We start from the raw sequence: 23,609 nt of genomic DNA, 5'->3' as shown, positions 1-23,609 counted from the left end.
GACGACATCGCTGTCCTGCTGAATCGCCGGGTGTGGCTCGAAGACCCCCCGCAGGCCGATTTTCCTCAAAGGACAAGCAGATGCGCACTTCCGTCACCACGACCCTCCCCGCCAAGAGCCCTGTGCGCAGCGCCCAGCACGCCAAGCGCACGCTGTCGCCCGCTACGCCGCGGTTCCCGCAGGCACGCACGCGGATCGTCGCGCCGTCGCTGAAGGTCGCCGACGCCGCCGCCGCCTCGGTGTTCAGCGCCGCCCGGCTGCGCGGACCCATCGCCCGTGACGTGATCGCCCAGGTCACCGGCCTGAGTATCGCGACCGTCAACCGCCAGGTCACCGCGCTGCTCGAGGCCGGCGTGCTGCGGGAACGCGCCGACCTCGCGGTCTCCGGCGCGATCGGCAGGCCGCGTGTACCCGTCGAGGTGAACCACGAGCCGTTCCTCACTCTCGGCATCCACATCGGCGCGAAGACCACCAGCATCGTCGCCACCGACCTGTTCGGCCGCACCCTCGACGTGGTCGAGACACCGACCCCGCGGGGCACGCAGGCCGCGGCGCTGGCCTCGCTGGCCGCCAGCGCCCGCCGCTACCTGAGTCGCTGGCATCGTCGCCGCCCGCTGTGGGTCGGAATCGCGGCCGGCGGCGTCGTCGACAGCGCGACCGGTTACCTCGACCACCCCCGGCTGGGATGGACGGATGCACCGGTCGGACCCGTGCTCGCCGAAGCGCTCGGACTGCCGGTGTCGGTCGCCTCGCACGTCGACGCGATGGCGGGCGCCGAACTCCTGCTCGGGGTGCGCAGGCCGCCGTCGTGGCCGGACGCGCTACTGGCCCCTGCCGGCACCAGCCTGTACGTCTACGCCCGTGAGACCGTCGGCTACGCGCTGTCGATCGGCGGCCGGGTGCACTCACCGAGCAGCGGCCCCGGCACCATCGCCGGGCTGCCCGCCCACTCCGAATTGCTCGGCGGCACCGGACAATTGGAGTCCACCGTCAGCGACGAGGCGGTGCTGACCGCCGCCCGCAAGTCGCGCATCATCGCGGCCGAGGGTCCGGGTTCGACCATGCAGGCACTGCTCAAGACGGCGCGCCAGGGCAACGGACCGGCGCAGGAACTGCTCGCCGAGCGCGCTCGCGTGCTGGGGGAGGCGGTCGCACTGCTGCGCGACATGCTCAACCCCGACGATCTGGTGGTCGGCGGCCAGGCCTTCACCGAGTACCCGGAGGGCATGGCCGCCGTGGAGGCCGCGTTCGCGCAGCGTTCGGTGATGCCCGCCCGCGAGATCCGGCTCACCGCGTTCGGCAACCGCGTGCAGGAGGCCGGCGCCGGCGTGGTGTCGCTCGGCGGGCTGTACGCCGACCCGATCGGCGCCATGCGGCGCGCCCAGCCGCGGAGGCCCGAAGCAACGGCCTGACGGGCCCCCTTCCGCCGACGGTGTAGACATGTCTGTGTGCGCCTAGCGACGGATCCGCCCCGCTTCGATGCCGCCGGACTGCCGGTCCCGAGGCGCGTCGCCGTGCTCTCGGTGCACACGTCGCCGCTGGCCCAGCCCGGAACCGGTGACGCGGGCGGAATGAACGTCTACGTGCTCCAGAGCGCGCTGCAGATGGCCCGCCGCGGCGTCGAGGTGGAGATCTTCACCCGTGCAACGTCGTCGGCCGACCAACCGATCGTGCGGGTCGCACCCGGTGTGCTGGTGCGCAACGTGGTTGCCGGGCCGTTCGAGGGGCTCGACAAATACGACCTGCCCACCCAGCTGTGCGCGTTCACCGCGGGGGTGTTGCGGGCCGAGGCCACCCACGAACCCGGCTACTACGACGTCGTCCATTCGCACTACTGGCTGTCCGGTCAGGTCGGCTGGCTGGCCCGCGACCGCTGGGCGGTGCCGTTGGTGCACACCGCGCACACGCTGGCCGCGGTCAAGAACGCCGCTCTCGCCGAGGGCGACTCACCCGAGCCTCCGCTGCGCGCGGTCGGCGAGCAGCAGGTGGTCGACGAGGCCGACCGGTTGATCGTCAACACCGAACATGAAGCGCAGCAACTCGTTTCGGTTCACCACGCCGACCCGGCGAGGATCGACGTGGTGCATCCGGGCGTCGACCTCGAGACCTTCACACCCGGGGATGGCAACGCCGCGCGCGCCGCGCTGGGACTCGACCCCGACGAGCAGATCGTCGCGTTCGTCGGCCGCATCCAACCGCTGAAGGCGCCCGATATCGCGCTGCGCGCGGCCGCCAAACTGCCGGGCGTGCGCGTGCTCGTGGCGGGCGGCCCGTCGGGCAGCGGGCTGCAGGCCCCCGACGGGCTGGTTCGGCTGGCCGCGGATCTGGGTATCTCGGACCGCGTGACGTTCCTGCCGCCCCAGTCGCGCGAGCAACTCGTGAACGTGTACCGGGCCGCCGACCTGGTGGCCGTGCCCAGCTATTCGGAGTCCTTCGGCCTGGTCGCGATCGAGGCCCAGGCGTGTGGGACGCCGGTGGTGGCGGCGTCGGTCGGCGGCCTGCCGGTTGCGGTGCGCGACGGTGTGACCGGGACGCTGGTCGACGGGCACGACGACGGCGACTGGGCGCACGCGATCGGCGATCTGCTGCAGCGCGCCGACGACCTTCGGCCCGCAGCCGTCGCGCATGCCGCGACGTTCTCGTGGGCTCGCACTGTCGACGCGCTGCTGGCCAGTTACGGGCGCGCGATGGCCGACTACCGGGGCCGTCATCAGCTGCGCGACGGCGCACGCCGCACCGGCCGGCGATTCGCGAGGCGGCGGGGGGTGCGCGCCTGATGAGCACCGACGCGGCGAAGGTCATTGAGCAGGCGTGCAAGGAGAACGACCTCGTCTGCACGTATCACGAAGGCGCGCACGGCGGGTTGCCCGGCATCATCGTCGAACTCCCCGGCGAGCGTCGCCTCAAGACCAACACCATCCTGTCGATCGGCGAGCACTCGGTGCGGATCGAGGCGTTCGTCTGCCGCAAACCCGACGAGAACCACGAGGGCGTGTACCGGTTCCTGCTCAAGCGCAACCGGCGCCTGTACGGCGTGGCGTACACGCTCGACAACGTCGGCGACATCTATCTCGTCGGCCGGATGTCGCTGGAATCGGTGACGTCCGACGAGGTCGACCGGATCCTCGGCCAGGTGCTCGAAGCGGTCGACAGCGACTTCAACACCTTGCTGGAGTTGGGTTTTCGCTCGTCGATCCAGAAGGAGTGGGAGTGGCGGGTGTCGCGCGGCGAGTCACTGAAGAACCTGCAGGCGTTCGCCCACCTCATCGACGACGAGGACGACTGACCGACCTCCGATAGGCTTCGGCGCATGGGTGACTGCACGCTGATCCTGCTCCGCCACGGCGAGAGCGAATGGAACGAGAAGAACCTGTTCACCGGATGGGTCGACGTCGACCTCACCGAGAAGGGCCGCGCCGAAGCCGTGCGCGCCGGTGAACTGATCAAAGAACTCGACCGCCAACCCGATGTGCTTTACACCTCGCTGCTGCGCCGCGCGATCACGACCGCGAACCTGGCGCTGGACAAGGCTGACCGGCACTGGATCCCCGTGCACCGCGACTGGCGCCTCAACGAGCGGCACTACGGCGCGCTGCAGGGTTTGAACAAGGCCGAGACCAAGGAGAAGTACGGCGAGGAGCAGTTCATGGCGTGGCGACGCAGCTACGACACGCCGCCGCCGCCGATCGAAGACGGCAGCACCTACAGCCAGGACGGCGACCCCCGCTACGCCGACGTGCCCGGCGGCCCGCCGCGCACCGAATGCCTCAAGGACGTCGTCGAGCGGTTCGTGCCGTACTACACCTCGACGATCGAACCGGACCTGCGGGCCGGCAAGACGGTGCTGATCGCCGCGCACGGCAACTCGCTGCGCGCGCTGGTCAAACACCTCGACGGCATGTCCGACGAGGACGTCGTCGGGCTCAACATCCCGACCGGCATCCCGCTGCGCTACGACCTGGACTCCGATCTGAAGCCGACGATCGTCGGCGGCACCTACCTCGATCCCGAGGCCGCGGCCGCCGGCGCCGCCGCGGTGGCGTCGCAGGGCGCCAAGTAAGCACCGCTGCGCGCGACGGCGAACGGACGGTTAACGGGGAAGGACGAGAGGCCGAATTTCCGTCTTTCCGTCTGTGACTTGTCCCGGTTTGGCCGCACGCTGCTGGGATGACGTTCACCCGATGCGTACGATTTTCGCGTGAGTGTCGTCTCGGCACTGCTGCTGGCAGCGGTGGTCGCACTGCTCGCTCTGGCGACCGGTGTCGCGCTCGGGGCGCAACTGAGGCCCCGTCTCATGGACCGCCGGCAGCGCCGCGCCACCGCGCAGACCGGCATCACCGTCTCGCAGATGCTGTCCCACATCGCATCGCGCGCGCCCACGGGGATCGTCGTGGTCGACCACTTCCGTGACGTCGTCTACGCCAACGACAGGGCCCGCGAGCTGGGCCTGGTACGCGACCGCCTGCTCGACGACCGCGCGTGGCGGGCCGCCGAACGCACGCTGGCCACCGGCGAGCCGGTCGACGTCGACCTGGCGGCCGACAAGCGGGCCACCCCCGGCCGCTCCGGCCTGTCGGTGCGGGGACACGTCCAGCTGCTGACCGACCAGGACCGCCGCTTCGCGGTCGTCTACGTCGACGACCACTCCGAGTACGCCCGCATGGAGGCCACCCGTCGGGACTTCGTCGCCAACGTCAGCCACGAGCTCAAGACGCCGGTCGGCGCGATGGGCGTGCTGGCCGAGGCTCTGCTCGCATCGTCCGACGACCCCGAAACCGTGCGCCGGTTCGCCGAGAAGATGGTCGCGGAGTCCAACCGGTTGGCCAACATGATCGGCGAGCTGATCGAGCTGTCCCGGCTGCAGGGCGCCGAACGGCTGCCCGACCTGACCGCGGTCGACGTCGACACCGTGGTGGCCGAGGCGCTGTCGCGGCACAAGGTGCCCGCCGACAACGCCGACATCAAGATCACGACCGACGCGCCGACCGGTTTCCGCGCGCTCGGCGATCAGGCGCTGCTGGTCACCGCCATCGCGAACCTGGTCTCCAACGCGATCGCCTACTCACCGCACGGATCGTCGGTGTCGATCAGCCGCAGGCGCCGCGGGCACGACATCGAAATCGCCGTGACCGACCGCGGTATCGGCATCGCCCGCGAGGACCAGGAGCGGGTGTTCGAGCGATTCTTCCGCGTCGACAAGGCGCGGTCCCGGGCCACCGGCGGCACCGGGCTCGGGTTGGCCATCGTCAAACACGTGGCGGCCAACCACAACGGAAGCATCCGGCTGTGGAGTCAGCCGGGAACGGGATCGACGTTCACCCTGTCGATTCCGGCCTATCCCGATCACGGATCGGACGAACGAGAGGACCAGCGAGACCAATGACCAGTGTGCTGATCGTGGAGGACGAGGAGTCCTTGGCCGATCCCCTGGCCTACCTTCTTCGCAAAGAGGGCTTCGAAGCCACCATCGTCACCGACGGACCGGCGGCCCTGGCCGAATTCGAGCGTTCCGGCGCCGACATCGTGCTGCTCGACCTGATGCTGCCCGGGATGAGCGGCACCGACGTGTGCCGTCAATTACGTTCGCGCTCAAGCGTTCCGGTGATCATGGTGACCGCCCGCGACAGCGAGATCGACAAGGTCGTCGGGCTCGAACTCGGCGCCGACGACTACGTCACCAAGCCGTACTCGGCCCGCGAACTCATCGCCCGCATCCGCGCGGTGTTGCGGCGCGGCGCCGACAACGAGGACACCGGCATCGGCGACGGCGTGCTGGAGGCCGGACCGGTCCGGATGGACGTCGAACGCCACGTCGTTTCGGTGAATGGAGAGCCGGTCACGTTGCCGCTCAAGGAGTTCGACCTGCTCGAGTACCTGATGCGCAACAGCGGGCGGGTGCTGACCCGCGGCCAGTTGATCGACCGCGTGTGGGGCGCCGATTACGTCGGTGACACGAAAACCCTTGACGTCCACGTGAAGCGGCTGCGGTCCAAGATCGAGGCCGATCCGGCCAACCCCGTGCACCTGGTCACGGTCCGCGGTCTCGGCTACAAACTCGAGGGTTGAGTTCCTTCGCGAGCAGACGCGTAACTGCCGCAATTTCCGCGAAAATGGGCAGGTTTGCGTCTGTTCGCGGATAGAAAGGAGCGCGCCGTCAACCCGTGGCGCCGCCCATGATCTCGAGGACGTCGAACGTGTTGACGCCCGCGGTGACCGACGGGTCGCGCTCGGCGATCGCGAGCACCTCGGCGCGGTCGGCGGCGCGCAGCACGCCCAGTCCCCACACGCCTTCCGGATCGGCGACCGGCCCGTAGACGACGACACGGCCGTCGGCCAGAAGCTGCTGCCAGTACGCCTGATGCTCGGCCATGGCCTGCTGTTCGTCGGGCGTCATGGTCTGTGCGAAATCCGCGCGCGGCGGGATCAGTCGGAACAGGAAGAGGTTCATCCGGCCAGGCGGGTCGCGGGGTGTACGGCGATGAGCCCTAACCCGCTGCGCCGCTTGCACATTGCCGCCAACTCCGCGTACGCCTTCTCGCCGAGCAGCTCGGTGAGCTCGGGGCCGTAGGACTCCCAGACCTGCTTGGCGCCGACGTGCGCGTTCGGATCGCCGGTGCAGTACCAGTGCAGATCGGCGCCGCCTTCGCCCCAACCGCGACGGTCGTATTCGGTGATCCAGGTCTTGAGGATCTCCGTCCCGTCGGGCCGCTCCACCCACTCCTGGGTGCGGCGGATCGGCAGCTGCCAGCACACGTCGGGCTTCATGGTCAGCGGTTCGACGCCGAGCTTGAGCGCCTTGCTGTGCAGCGCACAACCGATGCCGCCGGCGAAGCCGGGCCGGTTGAGGAAGATGCAGGCGCCCTTGTACTTCCGGGTCCGCAGGTTGGGCTTGTCGTCGTACTCGTCCATCTCGAGGTAGCCCTTTTTGCCGAGCCCCTTCTCGCGGAACTGCCAGTCCTCGTCGGTCAGCGTCTTGACCGCGTCGTCGAGGCGGGCGATGTCGTCGTCGTCGGACATGAACGCCCCGTGCGAACAGCATCCGTCGTCCGGGCGTCCCTCGACCGTGCCCTTGCACGCGGGCGTTCCGAAAACGCATGTCCACCGGGAGAGCAGCCATGTCAGATCGGCGGCGATCAAATGCTCGGGATTGTCGGGGTCATAGAACTCGACCCACTCACGGGCGAAATCGAGTTCGACCTCTCCACGGTGCGGTGCAGTCACAATTCCCAACGGTAGACCCATTAAGTTGGATGAGTGCGATTAGGCGTGCTCGACGTGGGCAGCAATACCGTCCACCTTCTGGTGGTGGACGCGCGCCGTGGTGGGCACCCGACGCCGATGAGTTCGACCAAGGCCTCGCTGCGCCTCGCCGAGGCCATCGACAGCGACGGCAAGATCACCCGCAAGGGCGCCGACAAACTGATCGGCACCATCGACGAATTCGCCAAGATCGCCACGAGTTCCGGTTGCGCTGAGCTGATGGCGTTCGCCACCTCCGCGGTGCGCGACGCCAAGAACTCCGAGGAACTGCTCGCCCGGATACTCGCCGAGACCGGAGTGGCGCTGCGCGTGCTCGCCGGCGTCGATGAATCGCGGCTGACGTTCCTGGCGGTGCGGCGGTGGTACGGGTGGAGCGCCGGACGCATCATCAACATCGACATCGGCGGAGGTTCGCTCGAACTGTCCAACGGCGTCGACGAGGAGCCTGAGGTCGCGCTGTCGCTTCCGCTCGGCGCGGGCCGGCTCACCCGCGAATGGCTGCCCGACGATCCGCCGGGCCGGCGGCGCGTGGCGATGCTGCGCGACTGGCTGACGACCGAACTCGCCGACGCCGGCGCCGAGATGCTCAAACCCGGCGCCCCCGACCTGGCCGTGGCCACCTCGAAGACGTTTCGCTCGCTGGCCCGGCTCACCGGCGCGGCGCCGTCCGGGGCCGGTCCGAGGGTCAAACGAACGCTGACGGCCACCGGATTAAGGCAGCTCATAGCTTTCATCTCTAGGATGACCGCGGCCGACCGAGCGGAATTGGAAGGAGTGAGCGCCGAACGGGCGCCACAGATCGTGGCCGGAGCTCTGGTTGCTGAGGCGAGCATGAAAGCCCTCGGTGTCGAGAGCGTGGACATCTGCCCCTGGGCGTTGCGGGAGGGGCTGATTCTGCGGAGACTCGACAGCGAAGCCGATGGCAGCGGTTTCGTCGGCGGTGCCGACAATCCGGCCTCAGTACAGACGTTTGTGCGCAATGCTGGACGATAGGTGACGAGGCCCGAAGGCAAACACAATGACAGGAACTGAAGACGATCACAGCAACACGCGACCCATCTCGGTCGCGGAGTTGCTGGCGCGCAACGGAACGATCGGCGCCCCGCCGATCGGCGGTCGGCGCCGTCGTCGTCGCGGCGCGGACTCGATCACCGTCGCCGAACTGACCGGCGAGATCCCGATCGTCCGCGACCATGACGACGACGCCCCCGCCGAGACCGCCGAGACCGCCGAGACCGAAGCCGCCGCTCCCGCCGAATCGGAGGAGGTAGCGGCCACCAACGGCGCCGTCGACCACGTCGAAGACACCGAGTCCGAGGCCGAGCCCGCGGTCGAGCCCGCGGTCGAGCCCAAGGTCGAGGAGGCCCCCGAGGCGGTCGACACCTCGGAGGCTCCCGAAGCCCCGGCCGACAAGGACGACGACTACGCCGAAGCCGTCGCCGACTATCAGAGCCACATCGAACAGCGCGACGCCGACGAGGACCTGGACTTCTTCGCCCCACCGCGGCGCTCCACCTTCGCGCGGCGGCGCTTCGGCATCCTCGGGCGCAGCGCGTCGGCTCAGCGCAGCGAGCCGGAAACCACCGAGATCAGCCAGGTGGCGGACGAAACCACCGAGCTCGGCACGGTGGACGAGACCACCGACGAGGCGACGGTGGACAGCGACACCGCGGTCGGCGCCGAGGAGATGAGCCCGGACCCACTCGATTGGGCCGATCCCCAGGCCGACGAGGACGAGGCCGAAGACGCCGCGGTCGCCGTGGCCGAGCCCGAAGACGACGATGACCGCGAGGACCTGCCGTCGTACCTGCGGTCCCCGGACAACGCGTTGTTCGGCGGACCCGATGCGGCCGACGACGTGGCCCACCGCGGTAACGGCCTGAGCCCGGCCGACATCGACCTCGACGAGGACGAGGACGAGGAGGCCGCCCGCTCGGGCGCGATGTCGTCGTTCCTGCGCGGAGCGCTGGTGGTCGGGCAATGCGTGGTCGCGGTCGCGTTCGGCGCGGGGCTGTTCATCGCCTTTGATCAGCTGTGGAAGTGGAACAGCATCGTCGCGCTGGTGCTCGGCGTGCTGGTGATCCTCGGCCTGGTCGTCGGCGTGCGGGTGGTCCGCAAGACCGAGGACATCGGCAGCACTCTGATCGCCGTCGCGGTCGGCGCGATGGTGACATTCGGGCCGCTGGCACTGATGCAGGCGGCCTGAGGCGCCCTATAACTCGTGCGTCCAGCCATCAAGGTCGGTCTGTCGACGGCCTCCGTTTACCCGCTGAGAACCGAGGCCGCCTTCGAGTACGCGGCGAAGCTCGGCTACGACGGCGTCGAGCTCATGGTGTGGGCCGAGACGGTCAGCCAGGACGTCGACGCGATCGAGGAGCTGTCGAAGCGGTACGAAATGCCGGTGCTCTCGGTGCACGCGCCGTGCCTGCTGATCTCCCAGCGGGTGTGGGGAGCCAACCCGATCCCGAAACTCGAACGCAGTGTGCGCGCGGCCGAGCAGCTGGGCGCGCAGACCGTCGTCGTGCATCCGCCGTTCCGGTGGCAGCGCCGCTACGCCGAGGGGTTCTCCGACCAGGTCGCCGAGCTCGAGGAGTCGAGCGAGGTGATGGTGGCCGTCGAGAACATGTTCCCGTTCCGCGCCGACCGCTTCTTCGGCGCGGGGCAGACCTCCATCGAGCGCATGCGCAAACGTGGCGGCCGACCGGGACCGGGCATCTCGGCGTTCGCCCCGTCCTACGACCCGCTCGACGGTAACCACGCCCACTACACCCTCGACCTGTCGCACACCGCGACCGCCGGGTCCGACGCCCTCGAAATGGCGCGCCGCATGGGCGAGGGCCTGGTGCACCTGCATCTGTGCGACGGCAGCGGCGCCTCGACCGACGAGCACCTGGTGCCCGGACGCGGCACCCAGCCGACGGTGGAGGTCTGCGAGATGCTGGCCGCCAGCGACTTCAACGGCCACGTGATCCTCGAGGTGACGACGTCGGGCGCGCGGACGGCGGCCGAGCGCGAGGCGCTGCTGGTGGAGTCGCTACAGTTCGCGCGCAGGCACCTGCTGCGCTGACCGCACGCTTCCGAAGGATTCACCAGATGGCCGGCTCCACCTTGTTCACCGACGCCATGGCGCTCACCAAAGCCGACGACGGCGTGTATCACGGTGAGCTGAACGAACATTGGACGATCGGACCGAAGGTGCACGGCGGCGCGATGCTCGCGCTGTGCGCCAACGCCGCCCGAACCGAGCACGCCGGGGACGTCCAACCCATCGCGGTGTCGGGAAACTTCCTGTGGGCCCCCGATCCCGGGCCGATGGAGTTGGTCACCACGGTGCGCAAGCGAGGACGCCGCGTCAGCCTGATCGATGTTGAACTCAATCAAGGCGACCGCACGGCGGTGCGTGCCGCGGTCACCCTCGGCGACCCGGAACACCATGTGGCGCCGCTGCTCTCGGTCAATCCGGTGATCCCGCTGATGCAACCCGAGCCCCCGCCCGGCCTGGAGCCGATCGGCGAGGGCCATCCGATGGCCGACATCGTGCACCTCGCGCACGGCTGCGACATCCGGCCGTCGCTGACCACGATGCAGCCGCGGTCCGACGGCGGACCGCCGGTGATCGAGTATTGGGTGCGGCCCAAAGGCGTTGCCCCGGATGTCCTTTTCGCGCTGCTGTGCGGCGACGTGTCGGCTCCGGTGACCTTCGGCGTCAACCGGTTCGGTTGGGCGCCCACCGTCCAGCTGACGGCCTATCTGCGCACCCTGCCCGCCGACGGGTGGCTGCGAGTGCTGTGTACGACGGTGCAGATCGGCCAGGACTGGTTCGACGAGGACCACATCGTCGTCGACTGTGAGGGCCACATCGTCGTGCAGACGCGCCAACTCGCGCTGGTGCCTCAGGCCTGAACCGGCTTCGCCGGTCGCCGAACGTGCACTCAGGACGAAAAATCGGCCCGGATCTCGCGCTGAGCGCACGTTCGGCGCACCCCGCGGTGGGTGGTCGCACGCGCCGGTGCCCGGCCGTCTGCAATGCTTTGCGGCATGGCCAGAATCGCGATCGTCGGCGGTGGAAGTATCGGTGAGGCGCTGCTGTCCGGGCTGCTGAGGGCCGGACGACAGGTCAAGGACCTGGTGGTGGCGGAGAAGGACCCGAACCGCGCGCAGTACCTCGCCGACACCTACTCGGTGCTGGTGACGACGGTGGCCAACGCGGTGGACCACGCGAGCTACGTGATCGTCGCCGTCAAGCCCGCCGACGTCGCCGGGCTCGTCGACGAAATCGTCGACGCGGCGGCCAACGCCGAAAGCGACACGGCCGAACAGGTTTTCGTGACCGTCGCCGCCGGGGTCACCACCGAGTACTACGAGAACAAGCTGCCCGCCGGCGCGCCGGTGATCCGCGTCATGCCCAACGCCCCGATGGTCGTCGGCGGCGGTGTCAGCGCGCTGTCGGCGGGACGCTTCGCCACCGCCGAGCAGATGAAGGAGGTCTCGGCGATCTTCGACGCGGTCGGCGGGGTGCTCACGGTTCCGGAGTCTCAACTCGACGCGGTCACCGCGATCTCGGGGTCGGGGCCGGCCTATTTCTTCCTGATGGTCGAGGCGCTCGTCGACGCCGGCGTGGACGCCGGGCTGTCGCGGTCGGCGGCCACCGATCTCGTCGCGCAGACCATGGCCGGATCCGCCGCGATGTTGCTGGATCGCCTCGATCGGGCCGCGGACGCCGCAGGCGGCGCATCGGGTTCGTCGGGCGCCGGAATGGACACCACGCCCGCCCAGCTGCGCGCGACCGTCACTTCGCCGGGCGGCACCACCGCGGCCGGTCTGCGCGAACTCGAGAGGGGCGGATTGCGGGCAGCGGTTGCCAGGGCGGTCGAGGCCGCGAAAAAGCGCTCTGAGCAGCTCGGAATTACAACTGAGTAATTCTTTAAATTGCCCACACCCGTCGCAGTAACACCATCTGCCACGCTATTCTCCTCGTGTAAGCACGGGTCGGTGCCAGCGGTGGGGAAGCCGCTGGAACTGCCCGTGCCTGAATGATTGGGTTGCGATGACGTCTATGAACGGGCCATCCGCGCGGGATTCGGCCAGTGGGAAGTCGGCTCGGGACTCCGGATCCGACGGCCAACAGCCACGGGCGCAATTCCTCACCGTCGCCGAGGTGGCGAGCCTGATGCGGGTCAGCAAGATGACGGTGTACCGACTGGTGCACAACGGCGAGCTGCCTGCCGTCCGGGTCGGCCGCTCGTTCCGGGTGCACGCGAAGGCTGTTCACGACATGTTGGAGAGCTCGTACTTCGACGCAGGCTGATCGATCCCGCGTACTCGGCGCCGCCCACCAGGCAATGGGCGCGTTTCGCGGTTACCTGCGCAGCCCGGTAAAGTAGCCGGGTCAGTCAACGATGCTCATCGGGCAGGTAAGGCGTAGGTAGCGGAGTTCATGGGTTCAGTCATCAAGAAGCGGCGCAAGCGCATGTCGAAGAAGAAGCACCGCAAGCTGCTTCGTCGCACCCGGGTCCAGCGCAGAAAACTCGGCAAGTAATCGCCACCCGCGGTCGCTAGGCTGACCGGACATGGATTCCGAGGGCCGTTCCAATGGACACGTCAACGGGACTGACCCCCGCGACGCCGTGCAGTATCCGAAGGTCGTCCTGGTCACCGGGGCGTGCCGGTTTCTCGGCGGCTACCTGACGGCCAGGCTGGCACAGAACCCGTTGATCAACCACGTGATCGCCGTCGACGCGATCACGCCGAGCAAGGATCTGCTGCGTCGGATGGGCCGCGCGGAATTCGTCCGCGCCGACATCCGCAACCCGTTCATCGCGAAGGTCATCCGCAACGGCGACGTCGACACCGTGGTGCACGCCGCCGCGGCGTCCTACGCGCCCCGCTCCGGCGGACGCGCGACGCTCAAGGAACTCAACGTGATGGGCGCGATCCAGCTGTTCGCGGCCTGCCAGAAGGCGCCGTCGGTGCAGCGCGTCGTGCTCAAGTCGACCTCGGAGGTGTACGGCTCGAGCGCGCGCGACCCGGTGATGTTCACCGAGGACACCAGCGCGCGGCGGCCACCGGGGGAGGGCTTCGCCCGCGACAGCATCGACATCGAGGGCTATGCGCGCGGACTGGGCCGTCGCCGGCCGGACATCGCGGTCACCATCCTGCGGCTGGCCAACATGATCGGGCCGGGGATGGATACGGCGCTGTCGCGCTACCTGGCCGGCCCCGTGGTGCCGACCGTCATCGGGCACGACGCCCGCCTCCAGCTGCTGCACGAACAGGACGCGCTCGGGGCGCTCGAGCGCGCGACGATGGCGGGCAAGGCGGGCACGTTCAACGTCGGAGCGCCCGGGGTCGTGATGATGAGCCAGGCGATCCGGCGGGCCGGGCGGATCGCGTTGCCGGTGCCTCGATCGGCGCTGGCCGCTGTGGATTCGCTGAGGCGTGCGACTCGCTACACTGAACTCGATCGTGAGCAGCTGAACTACCTCAGTTATGGCAGAGTCATGGATACGTCGCGGATGCGAAACGAACTCGGCTATAACCCGAAGTGGACGACAGTCGAGGCCTTCGACGATTACGTCAGAGGTCGCGGATTGACTCCGATCGTCGACCCGCGGTGGGTACGCTCAATGGAGAGTCGCGCCGTTGCTGCGGCGCAAAGGTGGGGACGCTAGGCGCATCAACTGATCGGGTGGGGAGAAGGAAACGACCGTGGCGGGCGAGTCCAAGGCGAAAGTTATTCCGCTGCATGGTAATTCGGGTCGTGCAGCGGCTCAGCGGCGGAACGCCGCGCGAGCGCAGGGCTCCCGCCGACATCCGTCGCAGCTCTCGGATCCGGTCAGCGGCGCCTCGGCCGAGGAGATCGCCGCCGTCGTCCGCGAGATCGATGAGCACCGCGGCGGCGTGACCGGCGGCGCACCGATCGTCGAGGAGACGCCCACCGAACTCGCCAAGAACATCGCGGCCGTCGCCGAATTCGTTCGCAAGCGGATGACGGGCGATTACACCGTCGACGAATTCGGGTTCGATGCCCACCTCAACAACGCAATCTTTTTGCCTTTGCTGAGAGTCTTCTTCAAGTCGTGGTTCCGCGTCGAGGTCAGCGGCATCGAGCATTTGCCCGAGACCGGCGCCGCGCTGGTGGTCGCCAACCACGCCGGCGTGCTGCCGTTCGACGGACTGATGGCCTCAGTGGCGGTGCACGACCACCACCCGACGCACCGCGACCTGCGCCTGCTGGCCGCTGACATGGTGTTCGACCTGCCCGTGGTCGGCCAGGCCGCCCGCAAGGCCGGCCACACCATGGCCTGCACCGCCGACGCCTACCGGCTGCTGGCCGCGGGCGAGCTGACCGCGGTGTTCCCCGAGGGCTACAAGGGCCTGGGCAAACACTTCAAAGACCGTTACAAGCTGCAGCGATTCGGCCGCGGTGGCTTCGTCTCGGCGGCGCTGCGCACCAAGGCGCCCATCGTCCCGTGCTCGATCGTCGGGTCCGAGGAGATCTATCCGATGATCGCCGACGTCAAGCTGCTGGCCCGACTGCTCGGGCTGCCGTACTTCCCGATCACGCCGTTCTTCCCGCTGGCGGGACCCGCGGGGATGATCCCGCTGCCGTCGAAGTGGCACATCCAGTTCGGTGAGCCGATCGAGACCGCGGACTACGACGAGTCGGCGGCCGACGACCCGATGGTCACCTTCGAGCTCACCGACCAGGTGCGCGAGACCATCCAGCAGACGCTGTACCAATTGCTCACCCAGCGCAGGAACACGTTCCTCGGCTGAGCGGCCGGAAAAGAGGCTAGCTCTCCGAACTACTTTGCTTGGCAATCATTTTCGCGATCGCCTCGTCGCGTGCGGCGGCGATGCGCTGGCTCACCTCGTCGGCCTCGGTGTCCGACTGGGCCTCACCCATGACGGTGACGACGCTCGTCAGGACGGGCTTGCCCTCGGCGTCGGTGACCTCGCCTCGGACCTCGGTGACGATGGCGCCGTGCGACTCGGTGACCGAGTCGAGGTAGGAGTCGAAGAACAGCTTGTCGCCGGCCAGGATCGGGCGGTGGAACGTGATCTTCTGGTCGCGGTGCAGCACGCGCTCCATGTTGATCGGCACGTCGAACTGGTTGAAGATCTCCAGCTGGACGCGGCGGCCGGCGACGGCGAGGAAGGTCAGCGGGGCGATCAGCGAGTCGTAGCCGTACTCGGCGGCGGCCTCTTCGGTGAAATGCGCCGGGTGCTCGTCCTTGACCGCACGGGCGAACTCACGGATCTTCTCCCGGTCGACCTCGAAGTAGTCGGGATACCGGTAGTGGGTTCCGATGATGTTCTCTGCGATTGCCATGCCTGACCTGCTCCTCGCGTGCGCGGGCTGCCGTCTCGTCTTGTCGGAGTCAGCGGCGCGAGCCTATCAGCGGGCGTGGGCCCCAGCCTCGCCCAGCGCGGCTCGTCAGCGGCCCTCCTGGCGGCGCGAGACCACCGCCGCCAGTGCCCCGCCGGCCGCGCCGAGCGCGAGCGCCGACGGCACGCCGATGCGCGCGGCCTTGCGCGCGGTGCGGAAATCGCGGATCTCCCAGCCGCGCTCACGTGCGAGGTCGCGCAGGTCGGCGTCGGGGTTGATCGCCACCGCGGTGCCGACCAGCGAGAGCATCGGCACGTCGTTGAAGCTGTCCGAGTAGGCCGTGCAGCGGCGCAGGTTGAGCCCTTCGCGGATCGCCAGGGATCGCACCGCGTGCGCCTTACCGGTGCCGTGCAGGATGTCGCCGACCAGGCGGCCGGTGAACACCCCGTCGACGGATTCGGCGACGGTGCCCAGCGCGCCGGTGAGCCCGAGCCGTTTGGCGATGGTCGCGGCCAGCTCGTACGGGGTCGCGGTGACCAGCCATACCTGCTGGCCGGCGTCGAGGTGCATCTGCGCGAGCGCTCGGGTGCCGGGCCAGATCTTGTCGGCGATGATCTCGTCGTAGATCTCCTCGCCGACCGCCATCAACTCGGCCGTCGAGCGGCCTTCGATGAACGCCAGTGCCTTGCGTCGGCCAGCGGCCACGTCCTCGCTGTTCTCGCGGCCGGTCAGCTGGAACTTCGCCTGCGCATAGACGAACCGAGCGATGTCGCCGTAGGTGAAGAACTTGCGGGCGGCTAGGCCGCGGGCGAAGTGCAGCAGCGACGACCCCTGCACCAGGGTGTTGTCGACGTCGAAGAACGCCGCTGCGGTCAGATCCGGTGGCGGAGTCGGTGGGGCCGGGGCGGTTTCGGCCGCCAGGTCGGTGACGGCCGCCTCCGCGCTTGCCTCGCCGGCGAGTTGCTGTTCAGCAGCTTCGCGGTCGCCGATTCCAGACACGAATCAACCCTAAGTCACCGGTGCGGCGATACTGGCGAGGTGGAGCACGCGGTGGAGTTGTTGACGCGCGACGGGTGCACGATCTGCACGGGCGCTGCGGCGCGGCTGGCCCAGCTGGCCGACGAACTGGGGTTCACGCTGGCTGTCACCGATGTCGACGCCGCCGCGAAGGCCGGCGATCCGGGGCTGCGTGCGGAGTTCGGCGACCGGCTCCCGGTGGTTCTGCTCGACGGGCGCGAACACAGCTACTGGGAGATCGACGAGCCACGCCTGCGGGCCGATCTCGCGACGTGACGGGCGCCGCCGCGAAGCGGGATACCAGTACGGGTTTCGCCGTCGGAATACGGGTCCGACGAAAACAGCGCGGAATTTGGTGAGCTAACTGTTCACCGACTACCTTGGATGACGTGGTGATGAAGCCGTGAGCGTGCTGCTTTTCGGGGTTTCGCACCGCAGCGCGCCGGTGTCCGTGCTCGAGCAGCTCAGTACCGACGAGTCCGATCAGGCAAAGATCGTCGACCAGGTGCTGCAGTCCTCCCTCGTCACCGAGGCCATGGTGCTGTCAACGTGCAACCGCGTCGAGGTCTATGCGGTCGTCGACGCGTTCCACGGCGGCCTGTCGGTGATCGGGCAGGTGCTCTCCGACCATTCCGGGATGAGCCTCAACGACCTGACAAAATACGCCTACGTCCGGTACGCCGAAGCGGCCGTCGAGCACCTGTTCGCGGTGGCCTCCGGCCTGGATTCCGCGGTCGTCGGCGAGCAGCAGGTGCTCGGCCAGGTCCGCCGCGCCTACGCGGCCGCCGAGGCCAACCACACCGTCGGCCGCACCCTGCACGAACTGTCGCAGCGCGCGCTGGCCGTCGGCAAGCGGGTGCACACCGAGACGGGCATCGACGCCGCGGGCGCTTCGGTCGTCTCCGTCGCGCTGGACACCGCCGAAAGCAAGCTCGGCTCGCTGGCCGGCCGCACCGCGGTGGTCATCGGCGCGGGTTCGATGGGCTCGCTGGCCGCCAAGCACCTGGCGCGGGCGGGCGTCGAGCGCATCCACGTGGTGAACCGCAGCCAGCCTCGGGCCAAGCGCCTCGCGGCCAACGTTCGCGAGTTGGGCATCGAGTCGCAACCCTTCCCGTTTGATCACCTGCCGCCGCTGCTCACCGACGCCGACGTCGTCGTCTGCTGCACCGGAGCGGTTCGGCCGGTGGTCTCGCTGGCCGACGTCCACCGCGGTCTGGCGCACGGCCAAGAGCCAAAACAGCTGGTCATCTGCGACCTCGGCATGCCGCGCGACGTGGATCCCGCGGTGGCGGGTCTACCCGGCGTCTACGTCGTCGACATGGAACGCATCCAGCGCGAACCGGCCGCCCGAGCCGCGTCGTCCGACGCCGAAGCCGCCCGCGCGATCGTCGCCGCGGAGGTCGCCAAGTACCTTGCCGGTCAGCGGATGGCCGAGGTCACCCCGACGGTCACCGCGCTGCGTCAACGCGCCGCCGACGTGGTCGAGGCCGAGCTACTGCGCCTCGACAACCGGCTTCCCGACTTGGGCACCGCGCAGCGCGACGAGGTCGCCAGGACGGTGCGCCGGGTCGTCGACAAGCTCCTGCACGCCCCGACGGTGCGGGTCAAGCAATTGGCCAGCGCACCCGGCGGGGACAGTTACGCCGAGGCGCTGCGCGAGCTGTTCGAGCTCGACCAGCAGGCCGTCGACGCCGTCGCGGGGCCCGAAATGCCTTTGCTCGCATCGGATCTCGACAAGGCCGAGTAACGGTTGACTGTAATTCGGATAGGCACTCGCGCCAGTCTCTTGGCGACCACCCAGGCGGGGACAATTCGGGACGCGCTGATCGCGAACGGACACGCCGCCGAGCTCGTCCCCGTCTCCACCGAGGGCGACCGCAACCAGGGCCCGATCGCCGATATCGGCGTGGGTGTGTTCACCGCGGCTCTGCGGGAGGCCATCCACGAGGGCCGGGTCGACGCCGCCGTGCACTCGTTCAAGGATTTGCCGACCGCGGTCGACCCGCGCTTCGTCATCGCCGCAAGCCCCCCGCGCGAAGATCCGCGAGACGCGCTGGTGGCGCGCGATGGACTGGTGCTCGGGGAGTTGCCCGCGGGGTCGGTTGTCGGCACATCGAGCCCGCGACGGGCCGCACAGCTTAGAGCACTGGGTCTCGGTTTGGAAATCCGCCCCCTAAGAGGCAACCTGGATACCAGGTTGAACAGGGTTAGCAACGGTGATCTCGACGGCATCGTAGTCGCACGGGCGGGACTGGCCCGCATCGGGCGGCTGGCAGATGTCACCGAGACTCTCGAGCCGGTGCAGATGTTGCCAGCGCCGGCTCAAGGTGCGCTCGCGGTCGAGTGCCGCGCAGGCGACACCGAGCTCGCCGCGCTGCTGGCGGAGTTGGACGACGCCGACACGCGCGCCGCAGTCACCGCGGAACGGGCCCTGCTCGCCCGACTGGAGGCGGGTTGTTCCGCACCGGTGGGAGCGATCGCGGAGGTGGTCGAGTCCATCGATGAGGACGGCAACGTCTTCGAAGAGGTGTCGCTGCGCGGCTGCGTAGCGGCGCTGGACGGATCCGACGTGATCCGCGCGTCCGGCGTCGGCACTCCCGACCGGGCCCGGGAGCTGGGGCTCTCGGTCGCCGAGGAGTTGTTCGACCTCGGGGCGCGCGAACTCATGGCGGACGCCAACTGAGCTGTAGAGCTGCGATGAGCGACAAGCGAAGAGCAGAGAGATGAGTGAGTGAGATGACAGGCCAGACCAGCGGGCGGGGGCGCAAGCCGAAGCCGGGCCGCATCACGTTCGTCGGATCGGGTCCCGGCGACCCCGGGCTGCTGACGACGCGGGCCCACACCGTGCTCGCCAACGCCGCCCTGGTGTTCACCGACCCCGATGTGCCGGAAGCCGTGCTGGCCCTGGTGGGTTGCGAACTGCCGCCCCCGTCGGGGCCCGAACCTGCCGAGGCCCCCAAAGACGGCGAGGCCTCCGACGCCGAAGCGCCAGCCATCCCAGGCGGGCCCGATATCCGGTCGGCCGTCGGCGATCCGGCCGAGGTGGCCAAGACGCTGATCACCGAGGCCCGTACCGGCGTGGACGTGGTGCGCCTGGTCGCGGGCGATCCGCTGTCGGTGGACGCGGTGATCACCGAGGTGTCGGCGCTGGCGAAGTCGCACCTGAACTTCGAGATCGTGCCGGGCCTGCCGGACACCACCGCGGTACCCACATATGCGGGTCTGCCGCTGGGGTCCGCGCACACCGTGGCCGACGTCCGCGATCCCGACGTCGACTGGGCCGCACTGGCCGCCGCGCCCGGTCCGCTGATCCTGCACGCGACGGCGTCACATCTGCCCGACGCGGCGCGCACCCTGATCGAGTACGGACTGACCGACACCACGCCGCTGGTGGTGACCGCGAATGGCACGACGTGCCAACAGCGTTCGGTCGAGACGACGCTGGCCGGGCTGCTCGACAAGGCCACGCTGGCCGGCACCGAGCCGTCGGGCCCGTTGTCCGGTCCTCTCGTCGTGACCATCGGCAAGACCGTCGCCAACCGCACCAAGCTGAACTGGTGGGAGAGCCGCGCCCTGTACGGCTGGACCGTGCTGGTGCCGCGTACCAAGGATCAGGCCGGCGAGATGAGCGAGAAGCTGGTGGGCCACGGCGCATTGCCGATCGAGGTCCCCACCATCGCTGTCGAGCCGCCGCGCAGCCCCGCGCAGATGGAGCGCGCGGTCAAGGGTCTGGTCGACGGCCGGTTCCAGTGGGTGGTGTTCACCTCCACCAACGCCGTGCGCGCGGTGTGGGAGAAGTTCAACGAGTTCGGCCTCGACGCGAGGGCGTTCTCGGGTGTGAAGATCGCCTGCGTCGGCCAGGCCACCGCCGACCGGGTGCGGGCGTTCGGCATCAACCCCGAGCTGGTGCCCGCCGGTGAGCAGTCGTCGCTGGGCCTGCTCGATGAATTCCCGCCGTATGACGACGTTTTCGACCCGGTGAACCGCGTGCTGCTGCCGCGCGCCGACATCGCCACCGAGACGCTGGCCGAAGGCCTGCGCGAACGCGGCTGGGAGATCGAGGACGTCACGGCGTACCGCACGGTGCGTGCCGCACCGCCGCCCGCGCACACCCGCGAGATGATCAAGACCGGCGGCTTCGACGCGGTCTGCTTCACCTCGAGTTCTACGGTGCGCAACCTGGTCGGTATCGCGGGCAAGCCGCACGCGCGCACCATCGTCGCGTGCATCGGACCGAAAACCGCCGAGACCGCAGCGGAATTCGGCCTGCGCGTCGATGTGCAGCCCGAGGTCGCCGCCGTCGGTCCGCTGGTGGAGGCGCTCGCCGAGCACGCCGCCCGGCTGCGCGCCGAGGGCGCACTGCCCCCGCCGCGTAAGAAGAGCCGCCGCCGCTGACCGAGATGGGTTTTCCCAGGCATCGTCCCCGCCGGCTGCGCGCGACTCCGGCGTTGCGGCGGCTGGTCGCCGAAACCGCCTTGGAGCCACGGCAACTGGTGCTGCCGATGTTCGTCGCCGACGGCATCGACGAACCCCGTGAGATCTCCTCGATGCCCGGCGTCGTGCAGCACACCCGCGACTCGCTGCGCCGCGCCGCCGCCGACGCGGTGGCGGCCGGTGTCGGCGGCCTGATGCTGTTCGGCGTTCCGCGCGACGAGGACAAGGACCCGACCGGTTCGATCGGCGTTGCCGAGGACGGCATCCTCAACGTCGCACTGCGCGACCTGGCCGGCGACCTCGGCGACGACACCGTCCTGATGGCCGACACCTGCCTCGACGAGTTCACCGATCACGGTCATTGCGGGGTGCTCGACGGCGCGGGCCGGGTCGACAACGACCTGACCAACAAGCGCTACGTGGAGCTCGCTGTGGCGCAAGCTGATTCGGGTGCCCACGTCGTGGGTCCGAGCGGCATGATGGACGGCCAGGTCGCCGCGATCCGCGACGGCCTGGACGCTGCGGGGCACACCGACACGGTCATCCTGGCCTACGCCGCGAAGTTCGCCTCGGGTTTCTACGGCCCGTTCCGGGATGCGGTGGGGTCGAGCTTGCGTGGCGATCGTCGTACGTATCAACAGAATCCGGGCAATGCGCGCGAGGCGTTGCACGAGATCGAACTCGACATCGGCGAGGGCGCCGACATCGTGATGGTCAAGCCCGCGATGGGTTATCTCGACGTCGTGCGCGCGGCGGCCGACCTGTCGCCCGTGCCGGTGGCCGCCTACCAGGTCTCCGGCGAGTACTCGATGATCAGCGCGGCCGCCGCCAACGGCTGGATCGACCTGCAGACCGTTGCCCTCGAGACCCTGACCAGCATCCGGCGGGCGGGGGCGGACATCGTCTTGACGTACTGGGCGGCCGACGTCGCCGCCTGGCTGGCGTGAGCCCGGAGTCCCACGGCCGTTCGGATCCCGCCGGGCAGCCATCACGCGAACCCGGCACCCGCCCCGACGACGTGGACACCGGCTTCTGGCTCTGGGTCGCCTCGCTTCCGCTGCTGACCGTCGGCCACATCGTCGACCTGCTGGTCGACGACCGCACCGACAAGCTGCCGGCACCGGTGCTTGCGCTCTCGGTGGTGTTCATCCTGATCATCGGGGCCATCGTGTTGACCTTTCAGATCCTGATGCGCCAGGGCTATCGGTGGGCGCGGACCGTGCTGACCGGCACGGGCGTCGCGGTCGTGGTCTACGTCGCGAGCAACCTGTTGCGCGGCGACCGGCCGCCGGCCGCCGCAGTCTCCTATGCGGTCACCGCGATCCTCGGCTCGGTGTTGATCGTCGGCGGCGTATATCTGCTGCACCGCAAAGACGCCACCGACTTCTTCACCCGGTGACCCGATAGGCTGACCCGACCATGACCGCTCCTGCGCCGCGAAACCGCGTCGTCACCGCCGCCTTCTGGTGCTGGGTCGTCGCTTCGGTGATGTTGATGCTCGGCGGTCTGATCGCCGCCTCGGTGAACCTTCCGACGCTGTTCCGCGGCGCGGGGATCCTCACGGTCGCCGCGGGTGCGGGGATGGCCTTCCTCGCCGGCCGCAGCCGCACCGGCGATGTCCGGTTCCGCCGGGCCGGTGTGGCGCTGGCGTCGACCATCGTCGTGTTCGTCGCCCTGCTCGCCCTGAGCGGCGTCGTCCACTTCGTCACCGTGCTCGCGGTGCTGCCGCTGATCGCGGGGGCGGTGCTGATCACGCGGCCCGCGGCCGACCAGGGGGAAGCGACATGACCGAGAAGGCACCGCAGGTGCTGTTCTACGAGCAGGGTGCCAGCTGGTGGTGGCTGGCGGCCGGACCCGCCTCGGCGATCGCCATGGGGCTGATCCAGGCGTCGGCCGGATACGGCTTCCAGTGGATGGTGCCCGGCATGTTCCTACTCCTTGTCACCGGCTTCCTGGGCATCCAGGTCAAGGCCGCCCGCATCCACACCTCGGTCGAGCTGACCCCGGACACCCTGCGCCAGGGCACCGAACGGATCCGCACCGACGAGATCGTGCGCATCTACCCCGAACCCACCGGCCCCGATGCCCCGAAATGGCAGTCGGCGCGCGCGCTCGGCGAACTCACCGGCGTCCCCCGCGGCCGCACCGGCATCGGGCTGAAGATGACCAATGACCGCACCGCTCAGGCGTGGGCCCGCAAGCATCAGAAGCTGCGGGAGTCGCTGACCCAGCTGATCGAAGAGCGCATCCCGCCCGCATGAGGGTCCGGGCAGCGCTCGAGCTTGTGCTGGCCGTCGCCGCGGCGGTGGGCAGCGTGCTGAGCTGGACGGCGGCCGCGACGACGGTCGCGGTGGCGCCGGTGCTGGAAGGCGAGCCGGAGACGTCCTCGGTCGAGTACAGCGCGCCGATGCTCGGCCTTGCGCTGCTGCTGGCGGCGGTCGCCGGGGTGCTCGTCGTGCTGGCCGTCGCCCACTGGCGTCGTGCTCGCGTGCGAGCTGACACGAAATAGCATTCCCGGTCGCTGATCGGCCGCTTTCAGATCACGGCTTCTCTCCCGCGCGCCCGA

28 protein-coding genes are annotated in these 23,609 nt (G+C 69.2%); 24 read left to right on the top strand and 4 right to left on the bottom strand.

What is annotated here, in order from left to right:
* Window positions 1-80 precede the first annotated feature (80 nt).
* The 6 genes from A5752_RS18755 (at window position 81) to regX (ending at window position 6,066) form a co-directional block, all read left to right on the top strand.
* Window positions 81-1,412: an ROK family protein gene (locus A5752_RS18755; protein WP_067088525.1), complete on the top strand. Its 1,332-nt coding sequence runs from the start codon at window positions 81-83 to the stop codon at window positions 1,410-1,412.
* Window positions 1,413-1,448: 36 nt separating this feature from the next.
* Window positions 1,449-2,777 carry a D-inositol-3-phosphate glycosyltransferase gene (gene mshA, locus A5752_RS18750; RefSeq protein ID WP_067088522.1) on the top strand — a complete coding sequence of 443 codons (1,329 nt, stop codon included), beginning with the start codon at window positions 1,449-1,451 and terminating at the stop codon, window positions 2,775-2,777.
* Window positions 2,777-3,286: a type III secretion system chaperone family protein gene (locus A5752_RS18745; RefSeq protein ID WP_067088521.1), complete on the top strand. Its 510-nt coding sequence runs from the start codon at window positions 2,777-2,779 to the stop codon at window positions 3,284-3,286. Before mshA ends, A5752_RS18745 begins: the two co-directional genes overlap by 1 nt.
* A gap of 24 nt (window positions 3,287-3,310) precedes the next feature.
* Window positions 3,311-4,060 carry a phosphoglyceromutase gene (locus A5752_RS18740; protein WP_067088519.1) on the top strand — a complete coding sequence of 250 codons (750 nt, stop codon included), beginning with the start codon at window positions 3,311-3,313 and terminating at the stop codon, window positions 4,058-4,060.
* 138 nt (window positions 4,061-4,198) lie between these two features.
* Window positions 4,199-5,383, top strand: a complete 1,185-nt coding sequence (locus A5752_RS18735) for a sensor histidine kinase (protein WP_067088517.1) — start codon at window positions 4,199-4,201, stop codon at window positions 5,381-5,383.
* The gene (regX, locus tag A5752_RS18730) at window positions 5,380-6,066 is read left to right on the top strand and encodes a two-component sensory transduction protein RegX (protein WP_067088515.1); all 687 of its coding nucleotides are present in this window, start codon (window positions 5,380-5,382) and stop codon (window positions 6,064-6,066) included. Before A5752_RS18735 ends, regX begins: the two co-directional genes overlap by 4 nt.
* 88 nt (window positions 6,067-6,154) lie before the next feature.
* Here the strand turns inward: regX and A5752_RS18725 are convergent, their stop codons facing one another.
* Window positions 6,155-6,448: a YciI family protein gene (locus A5752_RS18725; protein WP_067088513.1), complete on the bottom strand. Its 294-nt coding sequence runs from the start codon at window positions 6,446-6,448 to the stop codon at window positions 6,155-6,157.
* Window positions 6,445-7,242 carry a DUF3109 family protein gene (locus A5752_RS18720; protein ID WP_082963964.1) on the bottom strand — a complete coding sequence of 266 codons (798 nt, stop codon included), beginning with the start codon at window positions 7,240-7,242 and terminating at the stop codon, window positions 6,445-6,447. The genes A5752_RS18725 and A5752_RS18720 overlap by 4 nt, the downstream gene beginning before the upstream one ends.
* A 12-nt stretch (window positions 7,243-7,254) precedes the next feature.
* On the opposite strand from A5752_RS18720, the gene A5752_RS18715 reads away from it, so the two are divergent.
* The 9 genes from A5752_RS18715 (at window position 7,255) to A5752_RS18680 (ending at window position 15,039) form a co-directional block, all read left to right on the top strand.
* Complete coding sequence (locus tag A5752_RS18715; RefSeq protein ID WP_067088509.1) at window positions 7,255-8,253, top strand: Ppx/GppA family phosphatase; 999 nt, start codon at window positions 7,255-7,257, stop codon at window positions 8,251-8,253.
* 25 nt (window positions 8,254-8,278) lie between these two features.
* Complete coding sequence (locus A5752_RS18710) at window positions 8,279-9,466, top strand: Rv0497 family membrane protein (protein ID WP_067088507.1); 1,188 nt, start codon at window positions 8,279-8,281, stop codon at window positions 9,464-9,466.
* A 15-nt stretch (window positions 9,467-9,481) separates the two neighbouring features.
* Entirely contained in the window at window positions 9,482-10,327 is an 846-nt protein-coding gene (locus A5752_RS18705; RefSeq protein WP_067088505.1) for a sugar phosphate isomerase/epimerase family protein, read from the top strand.
* Between the two features lie 26 nt (window positions 10,328-10,353).
* Complete coding sequence (locus A5752_RS18700; RefSeq protein ID WP_067088504.1) at window positions 10,354-11,163, top strand: thioesterase family protein; 810 nt, start codon at window positions 10,354-10,356, stop codon at window positions 11,161-11,163.
* 135 nt (window positions 11,164-11,298) lie between these two features.
* On the top strand, window positions 11,299-12,180 hold the full coding sequence (gene proC / locus A5752_RS18695) for a pyrroline-5-carboxylate reductase (protein ID WP_156613995.1): 882 nt from the start codon (window positions 11,299-11,301) through the stop codon (window positions 12,178-12,180).
* 127 nt (window positions 12,181-12,307) lie between these two features.
* Window positions 12,308-12,568, top strand: a complete 261-nt coding sequence (locus tag A5752_RS18690; protein WP_067088497.1) for a helix-turn-helix domain-containing protein — start codon at window positions 12,308-12,310, stop codon at window positions 12,566-12,568.
* A gap of 129 nt (window positions 12,569-12,697) precedes the next feature.
* Window positions 12,698-12,799: a 30S ribosomal protein bS22 gene (locus A5752_RS27190; protein ID WP_003402602.1), complete on the top strand. Its 102-nt coding sequence runs from the start codon at window positions 12,698-12,700 to the stop codon at window positions 12,797-12,799.
* Window positions 12,800-12,830: 31 nt separating this feature from the next.
* A complete protein-coding gene (locus tag A5752_RS18685; protein WP_067088495.1) occupies window positions 12,831-13,931 on the top strand; it encodes an SDR family oxidoreductase in 1,101 nt (366 codons plus the stop codon).
* A 37-nt stretch (window positions 13,932-13,968) separates the two neighbouring features.
* A complete protein-coding gene (locus A5752_RS18680; RefSeq protein ID WP_067088494.1) occupies window positions 13,969-15,039 on the top strand; it encodes a lysophospholipid acyltransferase family protein in 1,071 nt (356 codons plus the stop codon).
* 16 nt (window positions 15,040-15,055) lie between these two features.
* On the opposite strand, the gene A5752_RS18675 is transcribed toward A5752_RS18680, so the two are convergent.
* A complete protein-coding gene (locus A5752_RS18675; protein WP_067088493.1) occupies window positions 15,056-15,595 on the bottom strand; it encodes an FAS1-like dehydratase domain-containing protein in 540 nt (179 codons plus the stop codon).
* A 105-nt stretch (window positions 15,596-15,700) separates the two neighbouring features.
* Window positions 15,701-16,591: an HAD family hydrolase gene (locus A5752_RS18670; RefSeq protein WP_067088492.1), complete on the bottom strand. Its 891-nt coding sequence runs from the start codon at window positions 16,589-16,591 to the stop codon at window positions 15,701-15,703.
* 39 nt (window positions 16,592-16,630) lie between these two features.
* Here A5752_RS18670 and A5752_RS18665 point away from each other — a divergent pair, with 39 nt between their 5' ends.
* From A5752_RS18665 to A5752_RS18625, 9 genes are all read left to right on the top strand, one after another.
* A complete protein-coding gene (locus tag A5752_RS18665) occupies window positions 16,631-16,885 on the top strand; it encodes a glutaredoxin family protein (RefSeq protein ID WP_067088491.1) in 255 nt (84 codons plus the stop codon).
* Window positions 16,886-17,012: 127 nt separating this feature from the next.
* Window positions 17,013-18,356 (top strand): glutamyl-tRNA reductase, encoded by a 1,344-nt coding sequence (locus tag A5752_RS18660; protein WP_067088489.1) that lies wholly within the window; start codon window positions 17,013-17,015, stop codon window positions 18,354-18,356.
* A 3-nt stretch (window positions 18,357-18,359) separates the two neighbouring features.
* A complete protein-coding gene (gene hemC, locus A5752_RS18655) occupies window positions 18,360-19,292 on the top strand; it encodes a hydroxymethylbilane synthase (protein WP_067088487.1) in 933 nt (310 codons plus the stop codon).
* Window positions 19,293-19,345: 53 nt separating this feature from the next.
* Entirely contained in the window at window positions 19,346-21,004 is a 1,659-nt protein-coding gene (locus tag A5752_RS18650) for a bifunctional uroporphyrinogen-III C-methyltransferase/uroporphyrinogen-III synthase (RefSeq protein WP_067088485.1), read from the top strand.
* 5 nt (window positions 21,005-21,009) lie between these two features.
* Window positions 21,010-21,990 (top strand): porphobilinogen synthase, encoded by a 981-nt coding sequence (gene hemB / locus A5752_RS18645; RefSeq protein ID WP_067088483.1) that lies wholly within the window; start codon window positions 21,010-21,012, stop codon window positions 21,988-21,990.
* Window positions 21,978-22,442, top strand: coding sequence for a hypothetical protein (locus tag A5752_RS18640; protein ID WP_502686753.1), 465 nt, complete (start codon window positions 21,978-21,980; stop codon window positions 22,440-22,442). The genes hemB and A5752_RS18640 overlap by 13 nt, the downstream gene beginning before the upstream one ends.
* Window positions 22,443-22,462: 20 nt before the next feature.
* Window positions 22,463-22,831 (top strand): hypothetical protein, encoded by a 369-nt coding sequence (locus A5752_RS18635; protein ID WP_067088478.1) that lies wholly within the window; start codon window positions 22,463-22,465, stop codon window positions 22,829-22,831.
* Window positions 22,828-23,304, top strand: a complete 477-nt coding sequence (gene mce1N, locus A5752_RS18630) for a transport-regulating membrane protein Mce1N (protein WP_067088476.1) — start codon at window positions 22,828-22,830, stop codon at window positions 23,302-23,304. The genes A5752_RS18635 and mce1N overlap by 4 nt, the downstream gene beginning before the upstream one ends.
* Window positions 23,301-23,552, top strand: coding sequence for a hypothetical protein (locus A5752_RS18625; RefSeq protein WP_067088474.1), 252 nt, complete (start codon window positions 23,301-23,303; stop codon window positions 23,550-23,552). Before mce1N ends, A5752_RS18625 begins: the two co-directional genes overlap by 4 nt.
* The last annotated feature ends 57 nt before the right edge of the window (window positions 23,553-23,609 follow it).

This window comes from Mycobacterium sp. 852002-51961_SCH5331710, assembly GCF_001665535.1.
Classification (GTDB): Bacteria; Actinomycetota; Actinomycetes; order Mycobacteriales; family Mycobacteriaceae; genus Mycobacterium.
This window is presented reverse-complemented; position numbering and strand designations above follow the sequence as displayed.